Annotated in this window: 12 protein-coding genes and 1 pseudogene; all 13 read left to right on the forward strand. The window is 62.9% G+C overall.

What is annotated here, in order from left to right:
• The first annotated feature begins 160 nt into the window (after positions 1-160).
• On the forward strand, positions 161-1255 hold the full coding sequence (locus QM609_RS27620; protein WP_030535017.1) for a hypothetical protein: 1095 nt from the start codon (positions 161-163) through the stop codon (positions 1253-1255).
• Entirely contained in the window at positions 1256-2488 is a 1233-nt protein-coding gene (manA, locus tag QM609_RS27625; RefSeq protein WP_042922158.1) for a mannose-6-phosphate isomerase, class I, read from the forward strand.
• 8 nt (positions 2489-2496) lie between these two features.
• A complete protein-coding gene (locus QM609_RS27630; protein WP_042450115.1) occupies positions 2497-3456 on the forward strand; it encodes a cation diffusion facilitator family transporter in 960 nt (319 codons plus the stop codon).
• Between the two features lie 86 nt (positions 3457-3542).
• Positions 3543-5039: an amino acid permease gene (locus QM609_RS27635; protein WP_030535015.1), complete on the forward strand. Its 1497-nt coding sequence runs from the start codon at positions 3543-3545 to the stop codon at positions 5037-5039.
• Between the two features lie 111 nt (positions 5040-5150).
• Positions 5151-6377 carry an alkane 1-monooxygenase gene (locus QM609_RS27640; protein WP_030535014.1) on the forward strand — a complete coding sequence of 409 codons (1227 nt, stop codon included), beginning with the start codon at positions 5151-5153 and terminating at the stop codon, positions 6375-6377.
• Positions 6377-6562, forward strand: a complete 186-nt coding sequence (locus QM609_RS27645) for a rubredoxin (protein WP_003940827.1) — start codon at positions 6377-6379, stop codon at positions 6560-6562. Before QM609_RS27640 ends, QM609_RS27645 begins: the two co-directional genes overlap by 1 nt.
• A complete protein-coding gene (locus QM609_RS27650) occupies positions 6559-6741 on the forward strand; it encodes a rubredoxin (protein ID WP_003940894.1) in 183 nt (60 codons plus the stop codon). The genes QM609_RS27645 and QM609_RS27650 overlap by 4 nt, the downstream gene beginning before the upstream one ends.
• Before the next feature lie 48 nt (positions 6742-6789).
• Positions 6790-7431, forward strand: a complete 642-nt coding sequence (locus tag QM609_RS27655) for a TetR/AcrR family transcriptional regulator (RefSeq protein WP_003941024.1) — start codon at positions 6790-6792, stop codon at positions 7429-7431.
• Between the two features lie 60 nt (positions 7432-7491).
• Positions 7492-8970, forward strand: a complete 1479-nt coding sequence (ahcY, locus tag QM609_RS27660) for an adenosylhomocysteinase (protein ID WP_003940766.1) — start codon at positions 7492-7494, stop codon at positions 8968-8970.
• Between the two features lie 80 nt (positions 8971-9050).
• Entirely contained in the window at positions 9051-9692 is a 642-nt protein-coding gene (locus tag QM609_RS27665) for a dTMP kinase (protein WP_007731190.1), read from the forward strand.
• Between the two features lie 116 nt (positions 9693-9808).
• On the forward strand, positions 9809-10486 hold the full coding sequence (gene mtrA / locus QM609_RS27670; RefSeq protein ID WP_003941013.1) for an MtrAB system response regulator MtrA: 678 nt from the start codon (positions 9809-9811) through the stop codon (positions 10484-10486).
• A pseudogene (gene mtrB / locus QM609_RS27675) lies at positions 10483-12222 on the forward strand (MtrAB system histidine kinase MtrB). The gene mtrA and the pseudogene mtrB overlap by 4 nt, the downstream one beginning before the upstream one ends.
• Positions 12219-13505: LpqB family beta-propeller domain-containing protein (locus tag QM609_RS27680; protein WP_283337624.1), on the forward strand; the 1287-nt coding region annotated here is incomplete at its 3' end. The pseudogene mtrB and the gene QM609_RS27680, both read left to right, overlap by 4 nt.

Here is a 13505-nt window from a genome sequence, read left to right on the forward strand (position 1 = left end):
CGAGTCTGATCGGTTTGTCGGTGAGCCGAAGCCCTGGGATAGTTGGGGGACTATCTCAGGAACGACGGCCTCGGGAACGAGGGCTTTGCCACCACGGACCGCGTGGAGCTGGAATGCTGGATGGTGCGGGAACTGCTAACGGAGAAGGGGGTGCGGTGAGATGACAGCGCCGATGCCGCTTCTCGACCTCGACGACAGCGAGGGTTTGTCAGCTGCCGATTCGGAAGGGCTACTGCGGTCTGTAGCCATGGGCGGCGCACAGATTCGGGCCACCGCGTCGGCCGTCGGTGAGGGTGTGATCTCCCGATTGGCCGGTCTGCGTCCGCGCAGCGTCGTACTGATCGCCGGCGCGGGTGGCGCCCGGCACGGAGCCAGGATCGCGCTTGCTCTCGTCGGAGATTCGGTCGGTTGCCCGCTCCTCGTTCTCGACCGGACGCCGTCGTGGGCCGGGCCATTGGACGTGATCGTCGTCGCCGGTGACGATGCCGGTGATCCACGCCTCGTCGAATCCGTTGACAGTGCCGTACGCCGCGGCGCCGAGGTTGTTGTCGCCGTTCCCGACGAGGGGCCCATGCGAGCCGTGGCGGCCGGGCGCACCATGCCCTTGCCACCGCGGCTCTACGCCTCGCCCCGGCACACGATGACGCGGTTCCTCGCCGTCTTCCTCGCGGTTGCCGCCGAAATCGAGGGCAAGGGATCGATCGAGGACCGTTCGGCGGTGCTCGGTCGAATCGCCGACGCAGTTGATGCGGAGGCGCTGCGGGACGGACCGGCCAACGAGGTATTCCACAACCCGGCCAAGTCGTTGGCCACCAGGATGAGCGGCCGGCGAGTCGTTCTGTGTGGAAGTGGTTCCGTGACAACAGCACTCGCAGAGTTCTCGAGCGTTGCGCTGATGAGCTCCGGCCTGAACGCCGCTGCCGCCGAGATGTCCGAGGTGATTCGTTCGGCGCGGGCACTGTTCGCGCCGGACGCAGCTTCACGTGATTCGGTGTTCCACGACCCCTTCTTTCACGATCCGCAACTCGACGGCGCGCTGCCGACCCCGCCGGCGCGGGCGTTCGTCTTCGCGACCGAATCCACGCGCGGGGAGGCGAGGCGCCGGATGGACGCACTGGCCGACGCCGACCTGGTGGTCGCGGCAGACGAAGACCAGACCAACGTGGTCATATCGGAGATGGAGCAGGTATTCGTGTTGGCGTCTCGAGTAGACATGGCCGCGGCGTACGTGCAGTTGACGGGCGGTGCGAAGTAAGTGCGTGAACTCGAAGGTGCACTTCGTTCTTACGCGTGGGGCTCGCGAACGGCAATTGCCGAACTACGCGGTCTTTCGACTCCGTCGAATCATCCCGAAGCGGAATTGTGGTTGGGCGCGCACCCGGGTGACCCGGCGCGCGTGATCACCGAATCCGGAAGCGAGTCGTTGCTCGAGGTCCTGCACCGCGAACCCGAACGCGAACTCGGCCGTGAGAACCTCGAGGCATTCGGTGAGCGACTCCCATTCCTGCTCAAGCTGCTTGCGGCGGAAGAACCGCTGTCACTTCAAGCGCACCCCAGCGCCGTTCAAGCCGACGAGGGTTTTCGTCGTGAGAACGCACTCGGCGTTCCCATGGAATCGCCGATTCGCAACTACAAGGACGGCAGCCACAAGCCCGAACTCGTTGTCGCACTGAGCAGATTCGAAGCGCTTGCCGGATTCCGCGAGCCGACGCGGACTGTCAAACTGCTGCGCGCTCTGGCCGTCGACGAGTTGGAGCCGTACATCGGTCTGCTCGAAGGGCAACCCGATTCCGACGGACTGCGGGCGTTGTTCACGACATGGATCACGCTGCCGTCTACGGTGCTCGGGACCTTGCTCCCTGCCGTACTTGCCGGGTGCATCACCTACGTCGCACACCACGACGCCGAATTCGTGACCGAGATCCGCACCGCGCTGGAATTGAGCGAGGCGTACCCCGGCGACGCCGGTGTTCTGGCGGCACTGCTGCTCAACCGCGTCACCCTCGAGCCCGGCCAAGGACTGTTTCTCGCTGCCGGCAATCTCCACGCGTATCTCCATGGACTCGCGGTCGAGATCATGGCCAACTCCGACAACGTGCTGCGCGGTGGGCTGACACCGAAGCACGTCGACGTGCCCGAATTGCTGAGGGTTCTGGACTTCGTCGGGGCCGATATCGAAGTGCTCGATCCGGCCCCGTCATCTGGATCAGGTCAGTCAGGATCAGGTAGATACGAGTACGTCACGCCGGCGCCCGAATTTCGTTTGACGCGTCTGGAGTTCGACGCGAATTCCACGGACATCGTCGTCGACGCTTCAGGCCCGCGGATTCTGATCTGCACCGACGGCGCGGTCACTGCGACGTGCGGCACTGACACTCTCGACCTCGATCGAGGCCGAGCGGCGTGGATCGCTGCCGACGAGCCCGCGATACACCTGAGCACACGGACCCCGACTGCGCAGGTTTTCAGTGCCGTAGTCGGAAACTAGGAGACATTGTGTCGGCTCATGGTGGCAAGAAGGCAATTCTGGCGGCCCTCGGAGCCAATGCCGGAATTGCCGTAGCCAAGTTCGCCGGATTCTTGATCACCGGATCGTCGTCGATGCTCGCCGAATCGGTGCACTCGGTGGCCGACACGTCCAATCAGGGTTTGCTGCTCCTGGGGCAGAAGAAGGCAGAACGTGACGCGGATCAACTGCACCCGTTCGGCTACGGGCGCAACCGATACTTCTATTCGTTCGTCGTTGCACTGGTGCTCTTCACCCTCGGTTCGCTGTTCGCGATTTACGAGGGTATTCACAAGATTCAACATCCGGAAGAACTCAATTCGGCTTTCGTGGCAATCGCGATTCTTGTCATAGCGATTTGTCTGGAGGGCTACAGCTTCCGGACCGCAGCGAAGGAATCACGACCGCTCAAGGGAAATGCGTCGTGGTGGAACTTCATCCGAACCTCTCGTAGCCCGGAACTCCCGGTTGTGCTGCTCGAGGACACCGGCGCATTGATCGGTCTCGTCCTTGCACTCGGCGGCGTCGGCCTCACGATGGTGACCGGAAATCCGGTCTTCGACGGCATCGGAACTCTGTGCATCGGTGTCCTGCTCGGCATCATCGCGATCATTCTGATCATCGAAATGCAGTCGCTGCTGATCGGTGAGGGCGCAACGGCGGTGGAGACCGAACTGATCCTCAACGCCCTGGTCGACGGAACTCGTATCGAACGCGTCATTCATTGCAAGACGCAGTACCTCGGTCCCGAGGAGATCCTTGTTGCTGCCAAGGTTGCGGTGCCGATCGGATCGACGATCTCGGACGTGGCGACGGCGATCGACGAGGCCGAGTCTCGCGTGCGCGCTGCAGTGCCTGCGGCGCGGGTGATCTACCTCGAGCCGGACCTGGATCGTCTCAGCGCAGGAGATCGCCCTGAAACAGATCTACAGGCTCCCGACAAACCCTGAACAAAGCTGCGCCTGCGGGCTTAGGCTGATGCCATCTCTCTACTTGCCCATGGTGGGACCTGCTGGTCCCCAGCAAGGAGGCGGCAATGGCTGTCAAGGACGAGCAGGCCGGATCTGGACGGTCGAAGCTGTTTCGAACCAAATCGATCGAGCAGTCCATCAAGGACACCGACGAGCCGGAAACCAAACTCCGGAAAGAACTGAACTCGTGGGATCTCACGGTGTTCGGTGTCGCAGTCGTCATCGGTGCGGGCATCTTCACACTCACGGCTCGGACGGCGGGAAATGTCGCCGGGCCGTCGGTCTCGCTCGCGTTCGTCATTGCCGCCATCGCCTGCGGACTGGCAGCGCTGTGTTACGCCGAATTCGCGTCGACGGTCCCGGTTGCCGGTAGCGCGTACACGTTCTCGTACGCGACGTTCGGCGAATTCGTCGCCTGGATCATCGGCTGGGATCTCATCCTCGAATTCGCCTTGGCGTCTTCGGTGGTCGCCAAAGGCTGGTCGCTGTACCTCGGCGAAGTGATGGGCTCACGCAGCCCGATCGTCGAGTTGGGGCCGATATCCTTCGACTGGGGTGCGGTGCTGGTGATCGCTGTCATCACGATCCTGCTCGCGACCGGCACAAAACTCTCGTCGAGGGTGTCACTGGTGATCACGGCGATCAAGGTCGCGGTGGTGTTGCTGGTGATCATCGTCGGTCTGTTCTACATCGACACCGACAACTACTCGCCGTACATTCCGCCGTCGGAGCCGGGCTCGACGGGAGAGGGCATCCACCAGTCGTTGTTCTCGTACGTGACCGGGGCCGGTGGCAGCACGTTCGGGTGGTACGGATTGCTCGCGGCAGCCAGTCTGGTGTTCTTCGCGTTCATCGGCTTCGACGTCGTCGCCACGACGGCGGAGGAGGCGAAGGAGCCGCAGAAGGCGCTGCCACGCGGCATCCTGGGTTCTCTCCTGATCGTCACGGTTCTGTACGTGGCGGTGACACTGGTGCTGACGGGGATGGTGAAATACACCGAGCTCGAGGGCGATACCTCCAACCTGGCAACGGCATTCGCTTTCCACGACATCACGTGGGCGAAAAACGTCATCTCGTTCGGCGCTTTGGCCGGTCTCACGACAGTGGTGATGGTGCTGATGCTCGGGCAGACCAGGGTGCTCTTCGCGATGGCACGCGACGGTCTGATGCCACGACGCCTGGCACCGACCGGCAAGCACGGAACCCCTGTGCGGATCACGATCTTGGTCGGCGTCGTGGTCGCGGTGCTCGCCGGCGTTTTTCCGATCGGCACCCTCGAGGAAATGGTCAACATCGGCACACTGTTCGCTTTTGTTCTCGTCTCGATCGGGGTTCTCGTGCTCCGTCGGACGCGTCCCGACCTACCTCGCGGATTCAGGGTGCCGCTGGTCCCGCTGGTCCCGATTCTGGCCGTCCTCGCGTGTCTGTGGCTGATGTTCAACCTGTCGGTGGAGACCTGGATGAGGTTCGTGGTCTGGATGGCCCTCGGCGTTGTCATCTATTTTGCCTACAGCAGGCAGCATTCGATGATCGGGAAGCGTGAACGCGGCGAAATCGAGTAGATGTACAAAGTTTATGATTTGTCTATCACTTGTACAAAATCAGTAGTACTGTCTAACTCATAGTGAACTGACTCACAGTTTTCGGGTCGGTCCGAATCGAGGAGGTAGACCGTGTCGACGCACGTGGACTCGCAATCCGGCCAGACGCTCCCGCCCGAGCAGTGGCGTGACAAGAAGAGATACCTCTGGCTGCTCGGCCTCGTGCCGCCGACGGCGGTCTTCATCGCCGTCGGATTGGTCGCGTTGTTCAACAGTCTCGGATGGAATGCGGTCTCGCCGGTGTGGTGGTGGATCGGGCCGCTTCTCGTCTACATCCTGCTCCCGATCCTCGACATCTTCTTCGGCCCGGACGGCGAGAATCCGCCGGACGAAGTGATGGAGCGCCTCGAGAACGACAAGTACTACCGGTATTGCACCTACATCTACATACCGTTCCAGTTGGTCAGCCTGGTCCTGGCCTGCTACCTCTGGTCGGCGACCGATCTGTCCTGGCTCGGAATCGACGGGGGACTTGGGCTGATCTCCAAGATCGGTCTGGCGATCAGTATCGGTTGTGTCGCAGGAATCGGGATCAACACCGCACACGAGCTCGGTCACAAGAAGGACGATCTCGAACGCTGGTTGTCGAAGATCACTCTGGCGCAGTCGTTTTACGGCCACTTCTACATCGAGCACAATCGTGGACACCACGTGCGCGTCGCCACGCCCGAGGATCCGGCGTCGTCTCGCTTCGGTGAGAGCTTCTGGACCTTCCTGCCGCGCAGTGTGTGGGGATCTCTGCGCTCGTCGTGGTCCCTGGAAAAGGCCAGACTCGATCGACTGGGTAAGAAGCCGTGGACAATTCGCAACGACGTCCTGCATTCGTGGTTGATGTCCGTCGTACTGTTCGGTGTCCTCGTCGCCGTCTTCGGCCTCTCGGTACTGCCGTTCCTGGTGCTGCAGGCCGTGTTCGGATTCTGTCTGCTCGAAACCGTCAACTACCTCGAACATTACGGACTGAAGCGTCGTCGTCTGGACAGCGGGCGGTACGAGCGTGCAGCACCGGAGCACAGTTGGAACAGTGATCACATCTGCACCAACATCTTCCTGTATCACCTCCAGCGTCACAGCGATCATCACGCGAACCCGACGCGTCGTTATCAGACGCTTCGAAGCATGGACGGTGCGCCCAACCTGCCCAGTGGGTACGCGAGCATGATCATCCTCGCCTACGTTCCACCGCTGTGGCGAAAAGTGATGGATCCCAAAGTCCTTGCGCACTACGGCGGCGACATCACCCGCGTCAACGTTCAGCCGTCCAAGCGTGATCGCATCCTTGCTCGGTACGGAGCAGCGTGATGAGCAGCTATCGATGCCCGGTCTGTGAATACGTCTACGACGAATCGAAGGGTGCACCACGAGAAGGGTTTCCGGCGGGCACGCCGTGGGATGCCGTGCCGGACGACTGGTGCTGTCCGGACTGCGGCGTGAGGGAAAAGCTGGACTTCGAGCCGATGCCGGCAACGGCGGGGAGTGAATCATGAACGACTACAAGCTGTATCAGTGCGCGCAATGCGGCTTCGAGTACGACGAGGCAGTCGGCTGGCCGGAGGACGGTATCGAACCGGGCACTCGCTGGGACGACATTCCCGAAGACTGGAGTTGCCCGGACTGCGGGGCGGCGAAGAGCGACTTCTTCATGGTTGAGGTCGAACGACGGTGAGATGCGTCGGCGTCGAACGGACCTAGGTGCGGCGGTAGTGTCGTCACCATGACTTCGACGCCCACTCGTCTGCCGCAGAAAGAAGCGTCGCGCCTGCTGCTGCGTACGTCGGTGCTCGATTCGATGCGTGAGTTGTTGACCGAGCGCGACTGGTCCGAGGTGACGCTGACGGTTCTGGCCAAGCATGCCGGTGTGAGTCGTCAGACGCTCTACAACGAGTTCGGCTCGAGGCAAGGGCTTGCCGAGGCGTACGCGCTTCGCCTTGCTGACGGCTTCGTCGACGCGGTGGACGAGGCCATGGTGGCGAACGACGGACGTGCAGTCGAGGCGTTGACGGCGGGTTTCGGATCGTTTTTCGCCTCCAGTGCAACCGACCCGTTGGTGATCTCTCTGCTCACCGGTGAGGCCAAGCCGGACCTGCTTCGCCTGATCACCACCGACAGTGCGGTCATCATCGAGCGCGCGTCGTCGCGGCTTGCGGAGAGTTTCCAGCGAGGGTGGATTCAGGCGTCACCCGCCGACGCCGGAATTCTGGCCAGGGCGATTGCGCGTCTCGGGCTGAGCTACATTTCGATGCCGCCGGAGTCCGAGGCTTCGGTGGCGGAGGATCTGGGCATACTGCTCGGGCCGTTCATCGACGTGGCGCGCGAGGGCCGCGCAGTAGAGGGGCGGGCGGGAGAGGGCGTCTAACCGATAGCCTGGTACACCGATAGGCTTGTGCAGAGTATGCACGTCAACCAGGAGAGGCAGATGACGACCTCAGTTTCAACAACGCCCGTGGCCGAGAGCCGTAACGGCATCGACTTCAAAGTTGCAGATCTTTCGCTCGCGGAGTTCGGTCGCAAGGAAATCCGTCTGGCAGAGCACGAGATGCCCGGCCTCATGGCGCTTCGTCGCGAATACGCAGAGGTGTTGCCGCTCAAGGGCGCTCGCGTTTCCGGCTCGCTGCACATGACCATTCAGACCGCGGTGCTGATCGAGACGCTGACCGCGCTCGGCGCCGAGGTCCGCTGGGCTTCATGCAACATCTTCTCCACGCAGGATCACGCTGCCGCCGCCATCGTCGTCGGTCCGCACGGCACCCCGGAAGAGCCCAAGGGCGTTCCGGTTTTCGCCTGGAAGGGTGAAACCCTCGAAGAGTACTGGTGGGCAGCCGAGCAGATGCTGACCTGGCCGGGTGAGCCTGCCAACATGATTCTCGACGATGGCGGCGACGCCACCATGCTGGTGCTCAAGGGCGCACAGTTCGAGAAGGCCGGCGTCGTCCCGCCGACGGACGACGACCAGGATTCCGACGAGTACAAGGTCTTCCTTGCACTTCTGCGTCAGTCCCTCGAGTCCGACAAGGGCAAGTGGACGGCAATCGCCGAGTCCGTCCAGGGCGTCACCGAGGAGACCACCACGGGCGTTCTGCGCCTGTACCAGGTTGCCGCTGCCGGTGAACTCACGTTCCCCGCTATCAACGTCAACGACTCGGTCACCAAGAGCAAGTTCGACAACAAGTACGGCACGCGCCACTCGCTGCTCGACGGCATCAACCGCGGCACCGACGTTCTGATCGGCGGCAAGGCTGCGCTGGTCTGCGGTTACGGAGACGTCGGCAAGGGTTGTGCCGAGGCACTTCGCGGCCAGGGCGCTCGCGTCGCGGTCACCGAGGTCGACCCCATCAACGCCCTGCAGGCGCTCATGGACGGCTTCGAGGTCAAGACAGTCGAGCAGGCCATCGGCTGGGCCGACATCGTGATCACGTCCACCGGTAACAAGGACATCATCACGTTCGAGCACATGAAGGCCATGAAGCATCAGGCCATCCTGGGCAACATCGGTCACTTCGACAACGAGATCGACATGGCCGGCCTCGAGAAGTCCGGCGACGTCACGCGGATCAACATCAAGCCGCAGGTCGACGAGTTCACGTTCGCCGACGGCCACTCGATCATCGTGCTGTCCGAAGGCCGCCTGCTCAACCTCGGCAACGCGACGGGCCACCCGTCGTTCGTGATGAGCAACAGCTTCTCCAACCAGGTCATCGCGCAGATCGAACTGTGGACGAAGCCGGACGAGTACGACAACGAGGTCTACCGCCTCCCGAAGCACCTCGACGAGAAGGTCGCCAAGATCCACGTCGAGGCACTCGGTGGCACGCTGACCAAGCTCACGAAGGATCAGGCAGAGTACATCGGCGTCGACGTCGAAGGCCCGTACAAGCCCGAGCACTACCGCTACTGACCCGGTGATTCGTCGCTGAGGATGTAGCGTCCGCCGTCCCCCGGTCTGCGCAAGCAGGCCGGGGGATAGGCTTGTCCGCCGTGGGAACACTGGTGGCATTGGAAGGCCTCGACGGCGCTGGAAAGCGAACGTTGATCGGCAAAGTGGAGAGCGAACTCCGCCGCGGCGGCACGTCGATCGCGACTCTGGATTTTCCGCGGTACGGGAAGTCGATCCACGCGGATCTTGCTGCCGAGGCACTCAAAGGATCGCACGGAGACCTGGCTGAATCCGTGAACGCGATGGCAGTCCTGTTCGCCCTGGACCGCGCGGGTGCGGCGGATCGGATCTCGGACCTGTTGTCCGCCAACGACATTGTTCTCCTCGACCGCTACGTGGCGTCCAACGCCGCCTACAACGCGGCGCGCGCGCATCAGGGCGTGGACGGCGAGATGGTCGCCTGGGTCCGTGAATTGGAGTTGGGTCGACTCGCTCTTCCCGCTCCCGATCTACAGTTGTACCTCGACGTGCCGGTAGCTCTGGCCGAGCAGCGTGCCCGCTCGCGTGAGGCCGAGGACGCGTCGCGTCAGCTCGACGCCTACGAGCGCGACGGCGGCCTGCAGGCCAGAACCGGTGAGCTTTACAAGCAGTTGGCAGCGACGGACTGGGTCTCGCCCTGGTGGATCGTGGGGCCGGAGACGGACCCGGGCGAACTGGCGCGCAGGCTCGCGGATTTCGCGTGATCGGTCACCCTTGCGGCCGGGATTCGAACTTTCCGGCACAGTAGAGGGAAAGACGCGGCACGCCGCACGGCCTCGTAACGGTCTGATTCATCGCTCCGAGATGCAACGATAGGGATATGAAACCAAGGATTCTGGTTGTCGACGACGACACGGCACTCGCCGAGATGCTCACGATCGTGCTGCGTGGTGAGGGTTTCGATCCCTACGTGGTAGGCGACGGAACCCTGGCGCTCGCGGCAGTGCGTGAGACCCGGCCCGACCTCGTCCTGCTCGATCTCATGCTTCCCGGAATGAACGGGATCGACGTATGCCGAGTTCTGCGTGCGGATTCCGGCGTGCCCATCGTGATGTTGACGGCCAAGACCGACACCGTCGACGTCGTGCTCGGCCTCGAATCCGGTGCGGACGACTACATCATGAAGCCGTTCAAGCCGAAGGAGCTGGTGGCGCGGGTGCGTGCTCGCCTGCGCCGCACGGAAGAGGAGCCGGCCGAGCTGCTGAGCATCGCCGACATCGTGATCGACGTTCCGGCACACAAGGTCAGCCGCGGCAGCGAGCAGATCTCGCTCACACCACTCGAATTCGACCTGCTGGTCGCATTGGCGCGCAAGCCGCGCCAGGTGTTCACCCGTGAAGTCCTCCTCGAGCAGGTGTGGGGATACCGCCACGCCGCCGACACCCGCCTGGTGAATGTGCACGTTCAGCGTTTGCGCGCCAAGGTCGAAACTGATCCCGAGAATCCCGAAGTGGTTCTGACGGTCAGGGGGGTCGGCTACAAGGCCGGACCGCCGTGAGCGGAGTTTCCAGGTGGCGTCGTCGTCTCAACCGACGGCTGACGCCATTTCTGCGGTGGTGTCACTCGATGAGCAACACCCTCGCGCACACGTGGCGACGCTCGCTCCAATTGCGAGTGGTCGTCTCGACTTTGACGTTGTCCTTGATCGTCATCGTCATTCTCGGTGTCGTGCTGACCAGCCAGATCACCGATCGGCTGTTGGAAACGAAGATCACCGCGGCGACCGAGGAAATGGACCGAGCCCGCGGCATCGTCGAAGACCAACTCGCGGGCGTCGACGATTCGACGGCGCTCAACGTTCAATTGGAAAGCGCTGCATCCGGACTGACGAGCCGTCGAAACCAGACCTCGGGCCAGGCCTCCGGGTCGGCCGGCACCTTCGACCCGGTGCTCATCGTGCCAGGGGACGGGCCGCGCCAGCCGACGAGTTCGGGACCGGTCGATCAGATCCCCGACAACCTTCGCGAGTTCGTCAAACGCGGCCAGATCAGTTACCAATTCGCGACGGTGTCCAACCCGAACGGTTACTCCGGACCGGCGCTGATCATCGGTAGCCCCACCGCGTCGTCGATATCGGGACTCGAGCTGTATCTGATCTTCCCGCTCGCCAGCGAAGACTGAAGTCTGTCGCTTGTTCGAAGCACCCTGCTGATCGGTGGAGCCGTGTTGCTGGTGCTCTTGGCGGCGATTTCGCTGTTGGTTGCCAGACAGGTCGTGCTTCCCATCCGATCGGCCTCGCGAATCGCGGTGCGTTTCGCAGACGGCCGACTCAAGGAACGAATGCCGGTCCGCGGCGAGGACGACATGGCGCGCCTGGCCATGTCCTTCAACGAGATGGCCGAGAGTCTGTCCAAACAGATCACCCAGCTGGAGGAGTTCGGCAGCCTCCAGAAACGCTTCACCTCCGATGTCAGCCATGAACTCCGCACACCACTGACCACGGTCCGCATGGCCGCCGACCTGATCTACGACGGCAGCGAGAACCTCGACCCGATGCTGCGTCGGTCTTCGGAACTGCTTGTCGCCGAACTGGACAGGTTCGAGGGGCTTCTGGCGGACCTCCTCGAGATCTCCCGCCACGACGCCGGTGTCGCGGAACTTGCATCCGAACAACTCGACGTGCGTATGTGTGCGCGAGCGGCCGTTTCCACGGTTCGCCATCTCGCCCGCGAATCCGGCACCGAACTGATCGTGGACATGCCCGACGAGCCGGTCATGGCAGATGTCGATCCGCGCCGCGTCGAACGCATTCTGCGAAATCTCCTTGCCAACGCCATCGACCACGGTGAGGGGAAGCCGATTCTGCTTCGCCTTCGCGCCGACGACAATGCCCTCGCCTTCATCGTCCGCGACAGTGGCGTCGGGTTGCGTCCGGGCGAGGAGAAGTTGGTCTTCAACCGGTTCTGGCGATCGGACCCATCCCGTGTGCGCCGCAGTGGTGGTACCGGACTCGGCCTCGCAATCAGTGTCGAGGACGCGAATCTGCACGACGGCAAGCTCGAGGCCTGGGGCGAACCGGGAGTCGGCGCCTGCTTCCGGCTGACGCTCTCGCGCACCCGTGGCAAGAAAGTCGTGTCGAGTCCGCTGCCACTCAAGCCGACGACCACCAAATTCGTCCGCACGCCGAGCGAAGCCGACATCGTCGCCGATACCGTCGGCGAGGTCACATCGTCCTTGCCGACTCCGCGCGAAACTGACTCACGGAACGAGTCCAACGGTGGGGATCGATCATGATCGGAACCCGCTGTCGTCTGGGACTTCTCGCAACAACCCTGAGCGTTCTGTTGCTGACCGGTGCATGCGCGAGTTTGCCGGAGTCCTCGTCGCCACAGGCAATCGGAACTCTGGCGACAGCCGTGCCCGGAACCTCCGTCGAATCACCGGCATCGGGGCGAGAGCCGGACCTGCTGGTACGTGACTTCGTCAAGGCGAGTACCGATCCGTCCAACCGGCACGCCGCAGCCCGTCAGTACCTCACCAAGGACGCTTCGGCGCGTTGGGACGACGCGGCAAGTGCTGTCATCGTCGACAAGGTCGATGTGCTCTCGGTTTCTCGAACCAGCACCGAAGCCGTCTACACGATTCGTGTGAACAAGGTCGGTCGCCTCGACCCGGGAGGACTGTACGTTCCCGAAGAGGGCAGCTTCGAAGCGAGGATGACCCTGGCGTTGACCGACGGCGAATGGCGGATCAGTGATCTGCCTCCCGGCGTGATCATGGAGCGTCCGCAGTTCCTCGGCGCTTACCAGCGGAAGTCGTTGTTCTTCCTCGACCCCACCAGCCAGACGGTCGTCCCCGATCTTCGCTGGATCTCCGGCGGGCAGGACCAGGTGGCGGCTCAGCTGATCGGTCTGATGATCGACGGACCGAAGGCAGCGCTGGCGCCGGCTGTGCGAAACGAACTGGGCAATGGCGTGTCGGTGATCGGTCCGATCACCAAGGCCGACGGTAAGCCGGGACAGGTCGGAGTCGGTCTCGGTGGTGTGCGCATCAACTTCCGCCTTGACAACCCGATGGATGCTGCTACTCGCGGTTTGTTTGCAGCACAGGTCATTTGGACGCTCGCCAACGCCGATGTGGCAGGGCCGTACGTTCTGGAGATCGACGGCGAACCGCTGGACGCGGCTCATGCCGACGGCTGGACCACCGCCGACGTCGCATCCACCAACCCACTGGCCACCACGAGTGCAACCGTCGGACTGCATGCACTGCGCAACGGTTCACTGGTGAGTGTCACCGAGCAAGAGGCGACTCCGGTGCCCGGTTTCGCAGGCAATGCGGGCAACCTCACGGCGGCTGCTCTCTCACGGGACGGCAAGTTGGTGGCAGCCGTCGCGGACACCGCTCGGCCGGATCCCGGCACAAGATTCGACTTGTCGCTCGGGACATACGGCGAAGGGTCCGTTCCGGTACTCGAAGGCAGCGCCATCACCAGACCCTCGTGGGAGCTGGACAACAACGCGGTCTGGACGGCTGTGAACGGCAATACCGTCGTTCGGGTCGTCCGTGAACCAGGC

Origin of the sequence: Rhodococcus sp. IEGM 1302, assembly GCF_030056935.1 — a bacterium.
GTDB classification, from domain to species: domain Bacteria; phylum Actinomycetota; class Actinomycetes; order Mycobacteriales; family Mycobacteriaceae; genus Rhodococcus_F; species Rhodococcus_F qingshengii.

Excerpts from the sequence above, each read along its gene's own strand:
- QM609_RS27620 (WP_030535017.1), top strand. The coding sequence starts at position 161 with ATGACAGCGCCGATGCCGCTTCTCGACCTCGACGACAGCGAGGGTTTG.
- QM609_RS27655 (WP_003941024.1), top strand. The coding sequence starts at position 6,790 with ATGACTTCGACGCCCACTCGTCTGCCGCAGAAAGAAGCGTCGCGCCTG.
- QM609_RS27650 (WP_003940894.1), top strand. The coding sequence starts at position 6,559 with ATGAACGACTACAAGCTGTATCAGTGCGCGCAATGCGGCTTCGAGTAC.
- ahcY (WP_003940766.1), top strand. The coding sequence starts at position 7,492 with ATGACGACCTCAGTTTCAACAACGCCCGTGGCCGAGAGCCGTAACGGC.
- mtrA (WP_003941013.1), top strand. The coding sequence starts at position 9,809 with ATGAAACCAAGGATTCTGGTTGTCGACGACGACACGGCACTCGCCGAG.
- QM609_RS27645 (WP_003940827.1), top strand. The coding sequence starts at position 6,377 with ATGAGCAGCTATCGATGCCCGGTCTGTGAATACGTCTACGACGAATCG.
- QM609_RS27635 (WP_030535015.1), top strand. The coding sequence starts at position 3,543 with ATGGCTGTCAAGGACGAGCAGGCCGGATCTGGACGGTCGAAGCTGTTT.